This is a genomic window from Psychrobacter sp. FME6 (assembly GCF_014861365.1).
Taxonomy (GTDB): domain Bacteria; phylum Pseudomonadota; class Gammaproteobacteria; order Pseudomonadales; family Moraxellaceae; genus Psychrobacter.
On record NZ_RRYW01000016.1, the window covers coordinates 20,660 to 38,175 of the forward strand.

The following is a 17,516-nucleotide window of genomic DNA, read 5'->3' on the forward strand; positions in this document are numbered from 1 at the left end:
CTCACACTATTACCTTGATTGTCCTTTAAATTGTTAGAAGCTACTGAATTATGACCTGTAATTTCTCTATAAAAACTTTTGATGAGCTGACCACAGTTGATCTGTATCATATTTTAAAAGCGCGCTCGCAAGTATTTGTGGTTGAGCAAAACTGCCCATATCAAGATATGGATGAGCTAGACTTTGATTGCTTGCATCTTATCGCCCATCAGAACGAAGCGTTGGTGGGCTATTGCCGCATCATTCCACCTGAATTTAATCAATTAAAATCCAATCTATCGGTCGCTGACCCTGCCATCAAGTCCAATCATACTTCTATGCCTGCCATTGGTCGCGTGCTGGTACTATCAGAGCACAGAGGCGACGGCCTAGCACGGCAGATGATGACGCAAGCCATTGCCCACTGCCGTAAAAAGTACGGCAAAAAGCGACCGATTATCATCTCTGCACAAACCTACTTGCTCAGCTTTTATGAATCCTTGGGGTTTATACCCGAAGGGGATTATTATCTCGAAGATGGCATTGAGCATGTAAAGATGGTTTTATACGTGATTAAAAAAACCAAGGTTAAGAAAGAAAGTGCAAATACCGCCTCTACAACGACCAAAATATTAAGTTTTTTGCTATTTATAATGGCGGCTTTATTTGTGTTAGGTTTGCTGTATTTAATGATTTAAGCGGCGTGCAAGGTTTTAATTCTTAACATAATTCAATTTGGTTGTTCCATATTGAGTATGCTACTTTTAAATGATGACCGAGATAGTTGGTCAATGAAGCAGCAAACCCAAGGAAGAGGAGACAACCATGTCAACCATATTAGATGGTTCAAATGACCAAAATGCGACGGTAGAGAGCAATGTCCGTCCAGAGTACGACGTTGAGATTCAAAAAATCGCCGATTATGTGCTCAGTTACTCTATAGATAATGACTCCCCAGATAGTGAGGAAGCTTGGAGTACGGCGCGTTACTGCCTGATGGATACCCTCGGCTGTGGACTACTCGCGCTACGTTTTCCTGAATGTACCAAGCATTTAGGTCCTGATTGCGCCGATCAAATCACCCCTAATGGTGCGCGTGTTCCGGGCACCTCCTACCGACTAGATCCTATCAAAGCCGCCTTTGATATCGGCTGTATGGTACGCTGGCTTGATTATAATGATACCTGGCTTGCGGCTGAATGGGGTCATCCCTCAGACAACTTGGGTGGTATCCTAGCGGTCGCAGACTATATCAGTCAGCAAAATATCAGCCAAGGCGATGCTGCGCTTACCATGAAGGAGGTGTTAGAAGCCATGATTATGGCGCACGAGATTCAAGGGGTGCTGGCATTAGACAATTCATTCAACCGTGTCGGGCTGGATCACGTGTTTTTGGTGAAACTGGCCTCAACCGCTGTCGTTGCAAAACTATACAAGCTGCCCCGTGAGCGTATTATGGCGGCCCTCTCACAAGCGATTGTCGACGGACAAGCACTACGTACCTACCGTCATGCACCCAATGCTGGTAGCCGTAAGTCATGGGCCGCAGGAGATGCGACCAGTCGTGCGGTACGCTTAGTCGATATTACTCGGCGCGGGGAAATGGGTATCCCTGGGGCTTTAACCGCCTCGCAGTGGGGGTTTTATGACGTGCTATTTAGCCACACCAATAAAGACCTAGCTCTCAAGCCCGAGGATGAACGCAAATTTACCTTCCAGCGCGAATTTGGTAGTTATGTGATGGAAAATATCTTATTTAAATTAAGTTTCCCTGCTGAGTTTCATGCGCAGACTGCATGCGAGGCTGCGGTTATTCTACATCCACGAATTGATGACAGAATTGATGAGATTGAAAAAATTGTTTTGACCACCCATGATTCAGCCATTCGGATCATCTCCAAGGAAGGGGCTCTGGCCAATCCTGCTGATCGCGATCATTGTTTACAGTATATGGTTGCGGTGCCTTTACTCACGGGTGATTTGATGGCGGAGAATTATGAAGACGATTACCACGCTCAGCATCATATTATGATTGATGGCTTACGCCGAAAGATGGTGGTAGAGGAAGACGAAAGTTATTCAAAAGATTACCACGATCCAAGTAAGCGCTCGATTGCCAATGCCATTCAGGTATTCTTTAAGGATGGTAGTAGTACCGATAAGGTGGCTGTCGAATATCCTATCGGTCATAAACGCCGCCGTGAAGAAGGCATCCCTGTGTTAGAAGCCAAGTTTCGAGCGAGTCTGGCAACACGGTTTATAGACAGTCGTTGCGCGGATATTTTTGCCCTTTGTAGCGACCAAGCGCGCTTAGAGCAAACACCGGTCAATGAATTTATGGATTTGTTTGTGGTGAACTAGGTATTTTAACCACTATCTGATTATCCAATAAAAGGGCGTGTCATTAATTTAACGACACGCCCTTTTCTTATCTATTCTATTAACAGTAACGGCTTCTAAAAACCCTACCAAGGTATTGACTCCCCTGCCCAATCCACAAAACTGCCTGATTGTTCTGCGGTCATTTTGCTTAACACGTCCAATAAGCAGTCGGCACTAAAGGCTGGCGAGAATAAATTTTCGTTAGCCACGTTACCCTGAAAAGGTGCTGATAATTGTGTGTTGACGGTTCCAGGTTGCATGACGACCACGCACACATCTTTAAGTGACCTACTCCATTCGATGCTGAGGTTTTTCATACCCATATTAAGCGCCGCTTTACTCATACGATAGCTATACCAACCGCCCAGCTGATTGTCGCTGATACTACCAACGCGTGCCGATATCGTCGCAAAAATTGCTGGCTGGTTATTAGTTCGTTTAGCGTTAGCCAAAAGTGGCTTTAAATGCTTCGCAATGAGCAGACTAGCCAAGGCGTTCACTTGCATATTCTGTAAGAAAAAATCAGCCTCAACTTGTTTAAGTGCTTTTTCTGGTTGCGATTGCTCAGTATGCAACAGCCCCACACAGTTAATCACCCAGTCTATATGAGTGGTTTGCTGCTTGATGATGTCAGCTGCTTGTTTGATATTCTGCTCATCACAGATATTCATGGGTAACCAATGTAAGTTTTCCGCTTCATAATCAGGAAGGCTTTTATGGTAAGTGGCAAAGACCTGAATGCCGTTTTTTGCACTATCACTTTGATCGCCATCTTTATCACCATCTTTATCACTACTGGCATCAGAAATACCACTCAATAATTGCTCGATCATGGCCTTGCCGATGCCGCCTGTACCGCCAATAATTAGATAGTTTTTAGGGCTCATAAGAAACTCCTCCTTTTTTATTAAAATAGATTTCAGATTGCTTTTTTATATCTTGACTGAGTTTTTATGTTTTTACCATGATATCGGTGTGTCATTTGTCGAACAATATTTAATATCTTTAATAAAACACAAGATGAAAGACAATAAAAAAGCCACCGTCGAAGGTGGCTTTTTATACGTTAATATATTTTATTCTAGAGTTTGTAGCGTTGTGACTTTCTAAACACTCTAAACAATTAGTTTAGTGAGGAGGCGGTTGCTCAGTATCAACTGTTTCAACAGCCACAACAGGTACCTCATTATGGTCTATATCAAACAATTTACCTTCACTAAAGTAATCACCTTCAGTTAAATCGATGATCACTGCAGGGCGTACAGAGCGATCTTGGGTACCAGCGACAAATACCGACTGGTTCTCTGAGTTACCAACCTTTAAATGGTTGAATAGTAAGTTTAGAGCAATGGCCATAATAGCAGCAGAGCTGATGCCTGAATGGAAAATAGTGGCAAACCAGTCTGGAAATTGGTCATAAAACGCTGGTGCAGCGATAGGCAGCATACCAAAGCCGATAGAGGTCGCCACAATGATTAGATTCATGTTGTTTTCATAGCTGACCTGTGCAAGGGTACGAATACCACTGGCAGCAACCGTACCGAATAATACGATACCCGCGCCGCCTAATACTGCAGTCGGAACGGTAGCAATAACGCGGCCCATGATTGGCATCAAGCCTAACACGACTAAGATAATACCGGCAAAAGCCACTACAAAACGGCTTTTAACACCCGTAACTGCAACCAGACCAACGTTTTGCGCAAAGGCACTTTGGGTAAATGAACCAAAAATTGGCGCAACGATACTGGCAGCCATATCAGCGCGAAGACCATCGCCTAAACGTTTTGAGTCCACTTCGGTATCGATAATATCGCCAACCGCTAAAATATCTGCTGAGGTTTCGACTAAAATAACCAATACGACGATGAACATGGAGATGATGGCTGCAAGCTCAAATTTAGGAGCGCCAAAATGGAATGGGCTTGGGAATGCGAAGATATCGCCAGTCAAGATGCCAGAGAAATCAACCAAACCAAACGCCCAAGCAGCAAAAGTACCGATAACCATAGCGAGCAGAATCGATAAACGGCTGATAGCGGCGTTACCAAGCTTACTTAATAGCAATACCACTGCCAATGTAAACGCGGCAAGGCCGATATTGGTCATACTACCAAAGCTTGGCAAGTTGCTATTACCGCCCATTGCCCAGCGTGCAGCTACTGGCATCAAGGTTAAACCAATGGTTGTGATGACCGTACCAGTGACCAGTGGCGGAAAGAATCTAATAATTTGGGAGAAAATGGGCGTGATTAAAAACCCAAGAGCAGCAGCTGCTATTACCGCACCAAATACTGCTGGTAGCCCACCCCCCGAGGTTACGATTGCTACAATAGTTGCAACACTTGCAAAAGATACACCTTGTACCAAAGGCAGCTGACAACCAAAGAAAGGTACACCCATGGTCTGCAATAAGGTTGCCAGACCACCAATAAATAAAGAAGCGGCAATCAACAAACCAATTTCAGAAGGTCCTAGACCGGCGGCCTGACCAACAATTAGTGGAACAGCAATAATGCCGCCATACATAGTAAGGACGTGTTGAAAGCCATAAGCAATATTTGCTACAAGACCCAGGTTTTCATCTTCTGGGCGCGCAAGTGTTGATTGAGAAGTAGATTTAATATCCATATTAAATAGTATCCTACATATTCTATTGTTAATATATTCTAGACTTGTTCTTTGACAACTTCTAGATTGGAATTCATGAGAATTACAAAAAAACTTTTATCTATCTAAGATTTCACACACACAGCCCACGAAAAGGAGTATCAACCTCCCTTTCAATTAATCTCAATCAGTTTTAAGCTATAACTTTACGTTATATAGCGCTAGGTATTAGCTGAGTTTGACATTAGAATGTACATGAGTGTTTGAGCTAGATATTTAGAGTAAATTGCTGGTTCGATTTTAGCATACCGCGTATTTATCATAACTGCCAGTGATTATTGACCATATGGTCAGGATTTTTTGTCATTGGAAAGTATTTACCCAATATTAGTAACGATAATAACACCTATTTTTACACTATAATTGTTTATATGGACATCTAATCATGCTAGCACCCCAAGATCAGTTGACTGAGCTGGTACGTACGCTTGAGACTCAGCAGCATGTTTTTGCTACTGACCCACTTCTCATCACTGAAAAGCTGCAAGGGGAAGACGGCAAACCTCTGCAAAAGTTGCACCGCCGTGCCTCACGCATCGATAGTAATGGTGCGCTGGCACGAGTACTCGGTAAGATTGATGGTCGTATTAAAGGCATCATGGCGGTCATGAGCGTGGTCTGGTGTGTATCTGGTTTTTTGGGGTTGTTTACCCTTTTACAGACCAATGTCGTTAATTTCTTTTATGTGTTGGTCTGCTTATTAGGTTTTCATACGATCATGCTGTTAGGCTGGCTGGTGATGACTTTGATTAATCAAGGGAAGCATTCATCAAATTGGTTTGCCAGTTTTGTGAGCCCCAGTTATCTAATCCGTGGAAAAGATGATGTGACTAAGGCAGCAGTCGATTTATACGAACGTCAATTACAACACAGTGGGATGCGCTGGTATTTGGGACGATTTAGCCACCAGTTATGGCTTGCTACATTGACTGGTATGCTGCTGGCGATTATTTTTTTATTGATTGTGCGTCAGTATAGCTTTAGCTGGGAGTCCACATTATTATCAGATCAGGCGCTAATTACCCTCACCCAAGTACTCGGCTGGTTGCCAAGCATAGTTGGGTTTACGGTGCCAGACAGTACTGCTATCGTACAGAGCCGCTTGGTGACGGATGCGATGCCGTTAACTGTCGCGCGGCAATGGGCAGGCTTGTTGGTAGGTAGCTTGCTGATGTACGGCATTGTACCGCGAGCGATTGCTTGGGCGTTTTGTGCATTGATGTTCCGTCGTAAAAAAATGCGTTTGGATATCAAACTACCTTATTATCAAAAGATTTTAAATTTTTGGCAGCGTCATGTGGTTGATGCTGATGATTTTAATGAAGCACCTGCGCCTATCGCACCCAAAGCGACTGTCAGCGTCGGCAAGAAACTGGTAGCGTTACTTGAATATCCATCAGAGCAGAATAACTGGTGGCAGTTGGGTCTTGATACCGAGATGAATAACCATAGCGAGATTGAAGACTTTGGCATCCTTGATGACCGTGATGATTTGGCACGGCTGATAACTTATTTAGAAGGTCATCCGGTACAAGTGTTACTCGGCATTCACAGCAAAGCGTTGCCTGACCGTGGCACATTGCGTAAACTCGATCAAATTGCTAGTCACGCAAAAGACGGACTTATTGTACAGCTGCTTAGTGATAACCGTATTACTAAGGATGTTATTGATAATAATATGGTTACGGATGAATTGGGTTCAGCTCAAGCACAAGAGCAGTACTTAGCGAAAAAGGATGTTCGTTATCAACAATGGCAAACCGCCCTTGCCGCCCGAAAAATCGGTTTAGTTCGCCTTAGCGACAATGCGTAATTAACAATCCTTATAGGTATTAATACCGATACTCAACCAGATTGTTTTGATAATTTGTCATAATCAGCTAAGACATTTCTTGGATATTAATAATAACGATAAGATTTTATTATGAATAACGATGATAACAATCAAAATAATGCTCGGAGCGGTAGTCATGCTGATAGCCTTTTTGCGGATAAAGCTTATCCTGCTGATGCAACAAACCCACCAATGCCTCAGAATCAAGAAAACCACCAATCAGATCAAGTCATTGTTAATAACGAGGAACTGTCTTTAAGCAAACAAGCAGCGCCCATTAATACACCCCCTCATAAAAAAACAATTGCCAGTGGCGAAGCGCTTAAATTAGCAGTCGTTGGTCATACTAATACCGGTAAAACCTCACTATTACGCACGCTACTACGCGATGTATATTTTGGTGAAGTTAAAAATGAGGCCGCAACCACACGCCATGTAGAGCAAGCCCAGCTAACGGATAGCCAAACTGGTGAGGTTCTGGTGGCGTTATATGATACACCTGGTCTAGAAGATGCATCAGGGTTGATGGATTGGCTTGAAGACAATACGGCCAGTCGCCGGGATGGTATTGAACGCCTACAACAGTTTTTGGCCGCAGATATCGCTCAAAGCAACGGTAGTGATGTTTCGTATAATAGTCGCTCGAGTAAAGATAATCCACCAGGCTATGACTCGCAGAATTACGACTATAGCCAAGAAGCCAAAGTTATCCGTCAGCTGCTGGCTAGCGATATGGCAATCTACGTCGTCGATGCGCGTGAACCAGTATTGGGCAAATATAAAGACGAGTTAGCTATCTTATCTTGGGCCGCGATACCCGTTATGCCAGTGTTTAACTTCACGGACAGTCAGGATGCCAATATCGATGAATGGCAGACCATGCTGGCAAGACGTAATCTGCACATCTCTACGCGCTTCGATTCAGTTGCTTTCGAGTTTGAGGATGAGATGCGTCTGTGGCAAAACCTTGCCACCATGTTGACTCATTCTGAGCTGCTTGAACAGTTAATGGTGCGCCGGACTGAAAACTGGGAACAGCTGTATGACGAGGCGCATATTATCATCGCTGACTTTTTGCTCAATGTGGCCGCTTTCGTCCGTGATATTAATGAAGATGACGATCCGTTGCCTGTATTAGAGCAAATGCAAGAGGCTGTTAGGCAAAGCGAACGTACAATGCAAAACAACTTATTCAATTTATATAAATTTTATGATAATGCAGTAGCAGCAACACCGCTTGAGCTAAAAGCGTACCAACAAGATCCCTTTGACCCTGAACTGCTCAAAAGTTACGGTATTCGCACGACGTCTGGTGCGGCAGCTGGTGCATTATTAGGGTTAGGTATTGATGCAGCCGCGCTAGGCACTACCTTAGGCTTGGGCGCTGCCATTGGTGGTATTGCAGGCGGGTTACTATCTAATACCAGCAGTATCGCCGATAGAATTACCGGGGTAAAACGCTTATATATTGACCCTGCTACTTTGACTCTACTGGCTACTCGGGCAATCGATTTACTAACGGCGTTACGCCACCGTGGTCATGCTGCCACCGATGCTACCCAGCTGATTTATAATGGTGAGAAAGATAAGACTAAATCGGACACTGAAGGTGAGAGTTTAGTGACGTTATGGCCTGTACATAAACTACCAAGTGAGTTAAAAAAAGCGCGTGGTAAACCGCAATGGTCATCACTCAGTAGCGGTAAGTCCGAACAAGCTCAGCTACTACGTGCAGATATGGCATGGGCGCTGGCAAGTAAGCTCCAAGCACATAAATAATAGCAACGAGTGTTCTTAATCTGAACAAAATTTTTAAATGGGCCGCAAATAAAAATACGCCCTAAGCACTTTTGAGTGAGTTGAATATATTAAGTGGCAATTAAACCTAAGGAAAATTAATGACATACTATTTTGGATTCGTCCCTTCAGATAAGTTAAAAGAGCTAATCATTGAGGCCGAGCAAGTCATCACATCAGATGAACAAGTAGACTACTACCCTTATCGCGATGCGTTAACCCATCAAACGGCGCGTGACCTTATCGACAACTTATTGGTTGGGTTGGTTGAGATTATTCCGAACCCTGAACGCCAGGCATCTATGCGTAAAGTTGTGGCTACGGTTGAACGGGCGACAGATACATTGTTAAATATCTTACTGGGTAAAGAAAATAATGAGGAAGTACTGCCAAGCTTTCATTTCTTAAGAGATCAAGCAACTTTTACTGATAATGAAGGTGTAAAACGTGTGGGTTTTAAGTTATCTGAAGCAGATGCTCAAACCATCAATAAAGGCTTTGCTGCTATTACCCCTGAACACGTAGATATGAAGATATTCAAAACAGCGCTTGAAACAATGAATGAAGAGACCCTGACTCACTTTATCAGTCGCTATGCTGATACTCTCAAGTTAGGCATGATTAAACGTAAGTCTGTCCCAGTCGCTAAAGCTGCTATTGATAAAGGGATGGGTATGGCGCTGAATAAACTACTGCCTGACTTACCTGACAATTCATTGAATCGTTTAGCAAACTATTACCGTCCTTTCATCGTAGAAAAACCAGAATAAAACAAGAGTCTTTGGGTTTATTAGAAATGTAATGTTGGGCAAGTTTGCTAAAATTTGCTAAAATAGGCGGCACTTTTATCGAAGGCGCAACTCATGACCCAAATTAGTAACCAAGAAATCGAAAAAACCCTGCGTAACTCAGACTGCCTTATCAGCAGTATCGAAGTCGCCGCTGCTTATGAGCGCCTTGCCGCCCAGCTCAACTTACACTATGCTGGCTTGAATCCAATTGTTATGGTCGTTATGAACGGTGGACTTATTCCCGCTGGTCAATTACTGACTCATCTGACCTTCTACCATCGTATGCACTACATCCATGCGTCACGCTATCGTGATAACGAAGGTACTAATGATCTTGATTGGAAGTTTAAACCTGATGTCAGTATCGCTGGTGAACACGTATTGTTGATTGATGATATTTTTGATGAAGGCATTACTCTAAAAGCCATCGTTGAAGAGCTGGGTAAAGAAAAGCCATTATCTATTGAGTCTTGTGTACTACTTAACAAAGAACACGACCGTAAAGTTGCAGACTTTGCAGTGGATTTTGTGGGTATCAATGTCGCAGATCGTTATGTTTATGGCTGCGGTATGGATTTTCATGGTTACTTACGTCATCTGCCTGGTATCTACGCTATCAAAGAAGACAAAGTTTAAATCTACGGATTTGAATTTAAAAAAAGCATCCGTTTGGATGCTTTTTTCTTTTTTGGTGAAATGTTCATACTTTTACTCGTACAACTCTAGTATTTTTGCAGACGGCAATACGCGTGTATCGGCAACGGTAAAGAAGTAATCCAGTTGCCAATTTTGGGTTCTTATGGCGGTCTTACTAGTTGGTTTGTCCCAGCTAGGATAAACCCTTATCCCCATCTTACCTTTGGTAGAATGAGATTTAAGAATATTGTTTTTAAGTAGAATATCTTTTGGGAAAACAAACTGTCCAAGTGTATTATCATCTTTAAAGGTAGTTATAACTAATAAATCTGGTGATTCATTATACTGAAAAGGTTGGTTAGCACCTTCATCATCTTTTTCCCAGAAAGTAACAAACTGCCCTACTTTGCTAGGTGTTTGTTTGGCAACTCTAAATCGAACGGTTCTAATCGCTGATTTACAGGATAACTCAAACCTACCAGCTGCGTATTCTGAATTTTGCTTCTCCTCTACAGCCGAAGCTGCAGTCAACTGATTAGGCTTGTATATGAATTCATTTATATACTCTAGCACAGTAGAAAAAACATGCATTTTAATCCTTTTTCTATCTTTCTTTTTAAGACTTATCTATCAGTCTTTCAAACTGTAAACTTAGCCCAGTTTGACGCATCGTTGGCGTTGATAATGCGCGGGTGAATGCAGATGCTGTACTAAAAATAGAAACCTGCTTTTTAGCACGTGTTACAGCGGTATATATTAACTCTTGACTCAGCAAGCGCGCATTATTATCGTCAAAGCTGATAGCCACATGATCAAACTCTGACCCTTGCGATTTATGGATAGTCATCGCATAAGCAGTCGCAATCATCTCATCACTTAGCATATTAATATTAATACCTTGCTTTTTGTTTTCAAAAAATACTTGCAAACGTCCTTTCTCAGTTTGCAAACAAATACCAATATCGCCATTAAATAGCCCTAGTTCATAATTGTTTTGTAGAACCATCACTGGACGACCGTGATACCAAGGTGATTTTGATAGTGGTAATTTTAGTTGGGTTTTGTGCTGCTCACTTAAGTAGCTATTAATTTTATGATCGCCACAACGTCCATGATGTCCAGCCGTTAATACTCGAAACTGATTTAATATGTTTATAAGTTCAACAAAGTTATTAAGGTATTCCTTTGTTGGTATAGATTTCGCTTTTTTTATTTTTGTTAGTATTTTTTGGGTTTTTTTAAAGTATTGAAAGTATTTATTTGAGATTTCTTTTAAGAATTTATAATTGCTTAGGCTATTTTTCATCTTATCAGTTGTTATACTATTATTAATATCTTCATCCGTCGTAGTAGATGTTTCTAAATGATAAAAATCTAAGGTGTCGTCGTCTTGAAGGAGCTGCCAAACGGCTGACATATTGCGAGCGCTTATTTGGTCTTCATCGGCTTGGTTAATCAATTTGGCAAGCTTGCCTATACCTGAATCTTCTGTAAAACGCCGACTGGCTACTAAGCACTGATGTACGTCCTGTAGCACAGGTATACGGCACAAATCTGCCAGTACCGCCCCTGCATCGACTGCTGCCAGTTGGTTGGCATCACCAAGTAGTATCAACCGCGCATTGGGCTTAATAGCACTCACTAAATGATTGGCCAACTCCACCCCAAGCATAGAAGCTTCATCAACGATGATAATGTCTTCACTGAGCGGATTGTCTTTATTGTAGCGAGGGCGACCACCCCGCCCGATGCCAAGCAAGCGGTGAATGGTCTTCGCTTCTGGTAGCTGTATAGAGACGCCGGCTTGCTGTATAGCGTCCTGTAATGATTCCTGCATGCGCTGAGCAGCTTTACCCGTTGGAGCTGCCAATGCTAAATTGGCTTTTGACTCGTGGCTTTCATTGTCTTCAGCGCTCTCTGGCTGCAGTGCCATGACTAGCTGGGCTACGGTAAAGGTCTTACCGGTCCCTGGCCCACCGGTGATGATACTGAACGCCGATCGGTTTGCCATATGGATAGCATCCTGTTGTTCGGTATTTAATAGCGGGTTGAGCGTTATTGGTAATTCTATAAGAGCTTGGTCTTTGATACGCATAACATGCTGTGCCAATGCGTATTCTGCTTGCCAAGTACGATGCAGCCATAAGGTAGTTTTGGTTATGTTGTTATTTGAGGTTTTGTCCATTTGAAAAATAATTGGGCTGGCAATTTCACTTTCCTCTTTTTTAGTATTGGTAAATAGTGTGTTTTTTTCTAATAGCTGGATAAATTTGCTTAGGCTATTTTCTATTGAAGTAGAACTCTTTGCTATGTCTACCAAAGCTTTATAAAGCTCGGCGCATACTTTGTGGCGTTGTCCTAATACCTGCCTCTCATACACTGGCAATGTTGATTGACGCATTGCCGTAACCCATATTAATTCGTTTTCTAATAGCTCAGTAACCGATATATCCGGCGTCGCACTCACTAATGCCGACCATAGTGGCTGTAATAAAGGTTGCAGTAACTGTTGCTGCCAAGCAAATAAGCCAGTATCTATATTAAGTGTATTATTGCTTGCTTTATCATTAGATACATCGAGTACCAATACGGTATGCCCTTCTTCTAAGCGCTGTATCAGCACTTCAAATAATACCTCAAACAACCAGCCTTGTGCGTCTTTAGCCTGCTCAGACGTATTAAGTACCAACTGACTCTGATAAGCCACTTGCGTTTGTGCGCGTCGCTGCAATAGATACTGGCTAACAGTCGTCGCCCAGCTACTGCCGATATCATTACTCATAATATTTTGATCATTAGTCTTGTGACCCGCGTTGGTTGTTTTCTCTTGCTTGATACCGCTAGCTGTACTTTTAATGTCACTCATTATCTATCCATTTTTATCATTGTTTTAATCTGTTAATCGGCTAGACACTGGGGCTACCGAACATCTCATCCAATGCGTTGACCAGCTCAAACGGTATTTGCCACTGAATACGTCCGTAGTTCTCTCTACCTGTTGAGTCAATACCACGCAAAAATACATATTCTACAGCGCCTAAATATTGCATCTCATTGCCTTCATAGTTTTTTAGACGTAAACGTAAAAAACGATGCAATGCCACTTGATAAATGGCGGCTTGTAACCAGTAGCCTGCTTTATTCATGGCTGCACTTAGATTGTCGCCATTATAATTGCTTAGGCTATTTCCTAAATAGTTACTTTTATAATCAACTACATAAAACTTGCCAGCGCACTCGTATACAAGATCAATCTCACCACGTAAATAACGATAAATATGGTTAGAAAACTGCGGGGAAAGCTCAATGTGTTTTTCTGGCTCGTCGGGTAAATACTGTGTAAATATTTGATTGATATGTTCAGGCGTAAAATCTTCTGACAGCCCCATATTAAAGCCAAGCTCTGCAATACGCTGCCTAGCCGGTATTTCCTGCAAAGCCTGACCAGAGGCTAATAACGGTGCTGCCAACACATCTTCTACCCATGATATTAATTGATCATGGGCAACACCTAACTGACGGGCTTCATCTGACTCTGACTGAACACCATCGGCACCCAACTCTAAAGACATCGTATTGTCTGGCTGTAGGCGTTGTTGCGAAGTGGCGCTGGCATAGCTTATCGGCAACTGATACTGACGAATGCTTTGATCAATAATCACTGACCATTTGCTGTTATCTGTAAAGTCTATCCTTTCAAAAACTTCATGCAAAAATGTACCAGCATTAGCACCTTTGACAAAACGAAATCGAATGTCATCGCTGGTGATTGGATTAATAGCATTACCGCCATTCTGTGAATCCTGCTGCGACTCGCTACCATCTAGATACTTAGATGCTAAGTTCATACTATCAGTCAGGTCTAAATCATCCTCTACCCCATCATCGAAAACAGCCAATGCTTGGCTCTGCTCATTCAGCTGACGCGATAGTGCGGTAAAGCTGGTCTTAGCCCAACCTTTAAATGAGTTGCGTTGTAACTGTGCATACGCACCTTGATAATCGATGCGTAACCCCGTATCAGCAATCAAAGTAGGTTCATTAATATCGGATTTCTTAGAAGCTTTGCTATTCACAACCTCTTCGGCAGCGGGCTCAACAGCGGCATATTCTAGCCAGCCAATATAGGGCTTTAGTCTGTCTGGTAGTACAAACTTATGATCTTCACAGCTTAGCCATTGTAAGCTTGGCTTACGCTCAGCATCCGTTTTATTATAGCTGTCCTTGAGTACCATATATAACTGCTCACTGGCACGTGTAAAGGCAACGTAACCCAGCCGTCTGAGCTCTTCATAGTTTTCAGTGGTTTCAAATTGGGCGTAATAGTCTGTGGGTGTTTCACCCTTAGCAGACTTACTATGCGGCTTGCCTTTACTGGCAGATAAACAGCGCTCTGTCTTATCTGCCTCAATGTCATGAACGTCATGGTCGTATAAAAACAAATTATGATTGCTACGACCACCAGCTTTGGGACTGGCGCCATCCATACCAACGACATAGACAATTGGGAACTCAAGCCCTTTAGACTTATGAATGGTCATCAGCTGCACACCTGACTCAGTCGGTAATGGCTGCTGCTGTGCCCATTCAGGCGTGCGACTGCTATGCATGTTCTTCTTATACCATGCCAGTAGCTCATACTCTCCGATATGCATGCCGTGCTGCGCCAAAATGTCGAGCAAATGACGCAAATCCATCAAATAGCGCGCACCGTCTTCTAGGTCAGCTAGACCGACCCAAACGTTTTGATTCTTTGCTTGTCTATCAGCTTGTCGAGTATTTTGGCTAACCATAGGATTGCGACCAAACAGGTAATGCAATGCCGATAAAATCCCGTTGTGCTGCCAATATGATGCGGCGGTCTTTAAGTACAGCTGGAAGTCTTGATAACGCTGTTTTAATTCTGCTTGCTCTGTATCTATTTCTTTTTCTATGCTCGCTCTGTCATCTTCTATCTCTGCTTGGTCAGCATCAGCTTCATCACTTGACATCAATACCTGTACGTCATTCAAACTCATCTGATAAAAGTTACTGGTCAATACACGATTAATGATGTCTCGGCGATGGGGCCGTAGCATTGCTTCTAATAAAGCCGCCAAATCAGCGGCGATAGGCGTATCAAAGACGTTTTTTTCTGCAGTCTCTAAAGTCGGTACGCCAAGCTTACTGAGCATGACCTCGACTTGTTTTAGCTCATGCTTACGTCGTCCCAATACGCCTATATCATTTGGTTTAATCGGTCGCCCTTCGATGGTTTGCTGACTTGCCAGCAACGCGGCGATATGTAAGGCAGTGAGCTCACACGCATCGTACTTGGCTTGTTTATCATACGGCAGATGAATCACACTAACAGGGCTGCTAGATAAAACATCCGAATTTGCTGATGACGCCTTTACTCGTCTTTCTGCAGATATTTGCCATGAGAGTCGCGGATTGGTATTTGCCGCTGTAATATGCTGGTAGTAGATACTCTTACCCAACTGCGCTAACTGACTGGCTTTGTCAAAACCAACATCTTGTGAATCCGCTACAGGAGCTGGTCTACCAAACCAATGGTTTAAGGCGGTAATCAAACGCTCATTAGAGCGCCGATTGATATCCAAGCTCATAATAGTATCTTTAGCAAACTTGGCTTTCATGGCGTTATAGTTGGCAACATCACCACCACGAAAACCATAAATCGCTTGTTTTGGATCACCGACGAGCAATAAGAAGCCGCGACTGCCTCTTTGATTAGCATTATCTTTATTACTGTCAGCATTTTTAGACAAGTAAATGCGCTCAATCATGCGCGCTTGCTCACCATTGATATCTTGCGACTCATCAATCAAGGCCACAGGATAATGATGACGAATATAACGTGCCAGCCGCTCACCTTGCTTACCTGCTAGCGCTTGATTTAGGCGTACCATTTGTAAGGCAAAAGTCGTCTCACGGCGTGCTTCTAATATCGATGGGAGTTTTTGGCGCACCTTCAATGCGATGTCACGATTAAGGTTTTCTATAAGCGCGTCAAGATACATCTCTATCTGATTGGCATATTCTTGTATCGCTCTTAATGCCTGCATGCTTTCAAGATTAATAAAAGCAAGACGCTGCTCTTCTTTACCTGTATTAAAGCCTTTACCGCCATCATCCTTACTCAAAAAAACATAAGGCACTGCCTCATAAAACTTTTGCGCATCTTCATCTAAATTGGCAAAGAAAGCGTTATCATACTGTTCGACAGCAGACCTGATACTGAATATCGTCTCTGCTCTTGTGCCAATGCTAGCTCGGGCATTGAAGCCTTGTGCTTTACGATAATCTTTATCAAAATACGGTTCGATATCCTTTAAGTCACACTGCTTAAAAGCTTCTAGTGCCTGCTGATAAGCAACAAAGTCTATCTCCTCACCCATTTCGACATCTTCGATGGGCGTTGAGATAAATTGGAGTGATTTTTGGGCAACGCCAATATGATCGGCAGGCGCCGTCAAGCGGTTGGTATGCTGCAATAATTGATAAATCTCAGGCTGGTGGTTATACAAATAGCTGTGATGGGCACGTACAGCATCATGAATAATGCTTTCTATCACTATCTGCTCTTGGTCGCTGATTTGCATGCCTTGCTGGTGCCCGGTCTCAGCACTATACTCAGACAGCCATTTTTGTGACAAGCTATCTAAAGTACCAACAAACAGCTTATCGAGTGTGGTTAGCACCAGAGCGCAGCGTCTCATGGCATCAGCCAATGGGTAATCTTCGGTATGGTCTAATAGATAGGTCAACAAGTAACTATTGATAGGGTCAGCCATTAGATCTGCATTACCTGACAACTGAGCCTTTTTTTCTAACCACTCTTTACGTAGCTGCCTTTGCTCTGGGCTTACTTTTTTGTCCGCTGGCTTTTTATCCAACGACTCTTTGATTAATGATTCTTTGATTAATAACTCTTGGTCTAACGGCTCTGCATTCGCCGCTCGAGTATCATTTTTAGTATGAGTTACCGTAAGCTGCGGGTAGAGAATGTGATGAGTCTCTGGATTTGCCTGGACGTTATTGAGCCACTGTAAAAGCTGATAAAAATCAACCAAACGGTCGTGGATACGCTGGCGCATCTCAGCAGCAGCGGCACGAGTAAAGGTGGTGGCAATAATATGCTCAGGCGCACGTTTGGCTTCGATTAATAATCGCAGCACAATACCGGTTAAGGTCCATGTCTTACCTGTACCTGCCGACGCTTCTATCAGATACTGACCGTTTAATTTGATACGAATCGCAGGTGGTTCTTCCGACTTATTAGCATTGTTTTGAGTTAAATCATTCGCTAAATTAGCAGGGCTAGTATGGCCATAATCATTATTATAATCCCCACTATAGGTATGACCGACATTCTCTAAGTCATGAGCAGTATTGTTAGCGTTGTTATATTGATCCATAAAAAA

At 42.9% G+C, this 17,516-nt stretch carries 11 protein-coding genes; 6 read left to right on the top strand and 5 right to left on the bottom strand.

The genetic code is table 11. The features are described from left to right. Positions 1–50: 50 nt before the first annotated feature. Together EI162_RS03945 and EI162_RS03950 are read left to right on the top strand one after the other, a co-directional pair. On the top strand, positions 51–677 hold the full coding sequence (locus EI162_RS03945) for a GNAT family N-acetyltransferase (protein WP_192523125.1): 627 nt from the start codon (positions 51–53) through the stop codon (positions 675–677). 127 nt (positions 678–804) lie between these two features. Further along, the gene (locus EI162_RS03950) at positions 805–2,340 is read left to right on the top strand and encodes a bifunctional 2-methylcitrate dehydratase/aconitate hydratase (RefSeq protein ID WP_192523126.1); all 1,536 of its coding nucleotides are present in this window, start codon (positions 805–807) and stop codon (positions 2,338–2,340) included. A gap of 104 nt (positions 2,341–2,444) precedes the next feature. Here the strand turns inward: EI162_RS03950 and EI162_RS03955 are convergent, their stop codons facing one another. Beyond that, positions 2,445–3,248: an SDR family oxidoreductase gene (locus EI162_RS03955; protein WP_192523127.1), complete on the bottom strand. Its 804-nt coding sequence runs from the start codon at positions 3,246–3,248 to the stop codon at positions 2,445–2,447. A gap of 241 nt (positions 3,249–3,489) precedes the next feature. Next, the gene (locus tag EI162_RS03960; protein ID WP_192523128.1) at positions 3,490–4,992 is read right to left on the bottom strand and encodes a nucleobase:cation symporter-2 family protein; all 1,503 of its coding nucleotides are present in this window, start codon (positions 4,990–4,992) and stop codon (positions 3,490–3,492) included. A 424-nt stretch (positions 4,993–5,416) separates the two neighbouring features. Here EI162_RS03960 and EI162_RS03965 point away from each other — a divergent pair, with 424 nt between their 5' ends. From EI162_RS03965 to EI162_RS03980, 4 genes are all read left to right on the top strand, one after another. Further along, positions 5,417–6,844, top strand: a complete 1,428-nt coding sequence (locus EI162_RS03965) for a DUF2868 domain-containing protein (protein ID WP_192523129.1) — start codon at positions 5,417–5,419, stop codon at positions 6,842–6,844. 111 nt (positions 6,845–6,955) lie between these two features. After that, a complete protein-coding gene (locus EI162_RS03970) occupies positions 6,956–8,644 on the top strand; it encodes a DUF3482 domain-containing protein (protein WP_192523130.1) in 1,689 nt (562 codons plus the stop codon). Between the two features lie 119 nt (positions 8,645–8,763). Beyond that, positions 8,764–9,432: a hypothetical protein gene (locus tag EI162_RS03975; RefSeq protein ID WP_192523131.1), complete on the top strand. Its 669-nt coding sequence runs from the start codon at positions 8,764–8,766 to the stop codon at positions 9,430–9,432. Between the two features lie 93 nt (positions 9,433–9,525). Then, a complete protein-coding gene (locus tag EI162_RS03980) occupies positions 9,526–10,089 on the top strand; it encodes a hypoxanthine-guanine phosphoribosyltransferase (protein WP_192523132.1) in 564 nt (187 codons plus the stop codon). Positions 10,090–10,161: 72 nt separating this feature from the next. Here EI162_RS03980 and EI162_RS03985 read toward each other — a convergent pair whose 3' ends face one another. Genes EI162_RS03985 through EI162_RS03995 form a run of 3 tightly spaced genes read right to left on the bottom strand, consistent with a single transcriptional unit; the run spans position 10,162 to position 17,510 of the window. Next, complete coding sequence (locus tag EI162_RS03985; protein ID WP_192523133.1) at positions 10,162–10,680, bottom strand: MepB family protein; 519 nt, start codon at positions 10,678–10,680, stop codon at positions 10,162–10,164. Between the two features lie 25 nt (positions 10,681–10,705). Further along, positions 10,706–12,955, bottom strand: a complete 2,250-nt coding sequence (gene recD, locus EI162_RS03990) for an exodeoxyribonuclease V subunit alpha (RefSeq protein WP_225735193.1) — start codon at positions 12,953–12,955, stop codon at positions 10,706–10,708. A gap of 40 nt (positions 12,956–12,995) precedes the next feature. Further along, complete coding sequence (locus EI162_RS03995; RefSeq protein ID WP_192523134.1) at positions 12,996–17,510, bottom strand: UvrD-helicase domain-containing protein; 4,515 nt, start codon at positions 17,508–17,510, stop codon at positions 12,996–12,998. Positions 17,511–17,516: the final 6 nt, after the last annotated feature.

Excerpts from the sequence above, each read along its gene's own strand:
- EI162_RS03945 (WP_192523125.1), top strand. The coding sequence starts at position 51 with ATGACCTGTAATTTCTCTATAAAAACTTTTGATGAGCTGACCACAGTT.
- EI162_RS03950 (WP_192523126.1), top strand. The coding sequence starts at position 805 with ATGTCAACCATATTAGATGGTTCAAATGACCAAAATGCGACGGTAGAG.
- EI162_RS03955 (WP_192523127.1), bottom strand. The coding sequence starts at position 3,248 with ATGAGCCCTAAAAACTATCTAATTATTGGCGGTACAGGCGGCATCGGC.
- EI162_RS03960 (WP_192523128.1), bottom strand. The coding sequence starts at position 4,992 with ATGGATATTAAATCTACTTCTCAATCAACACTTGCGCGCCCAGAAGAT.
- EI162_RS03965 (WP_192523129.1), top strand. The coding sequence starts at position 5,417 with ATGCTAGCACCCCAAGATCAGTTGACTGAGCTGGTACGTACGCTTGAG.
- EI162_RS03970 (WP_192523130.1), top strand. The coding sequence starts at position 6,956 with ATGAATAACGATGATAACAATCAAAATAATGCTCGGAGCGGTAGTCAT.
- EI162_RS03975 (WP_192523131.1), top strand. The coding sequence starts at position 8,764 with ATGACATACTATTTTGGATTCGTCCCTTCAGATAAGTTAAAAGAGCTA.
- EI162_RS03980 (WP_192523132.1), top strand. The coding sequence starts at position 9,526 with ATGACCCAAATTAGTAACCAAGAAATCGAAAAAACCCTGCGTAACTCA.
- EI162_RS03985 (WP_192523133.1), bottom strand. The coding sequence starts at position 10,680 with ATGCATGTTTTTTCTACTGTGCTAGAGTATATAAATGAATTCATATAC.
- recD (WP_225735193.1), bottom strand. The coding sequence starts at position 12,955 with ATGAGTGACATTAAAAGTACAGCTAGCGGTATCAAGCAAGAGAAAACA.
- EI162_RS03995 (WP_192523134.1), bottom strand. The coding sequence starts at position 17,510 with ATGGATCAATATAACAACGCTAACAATACTGCTCATGACTTAGAGAAT.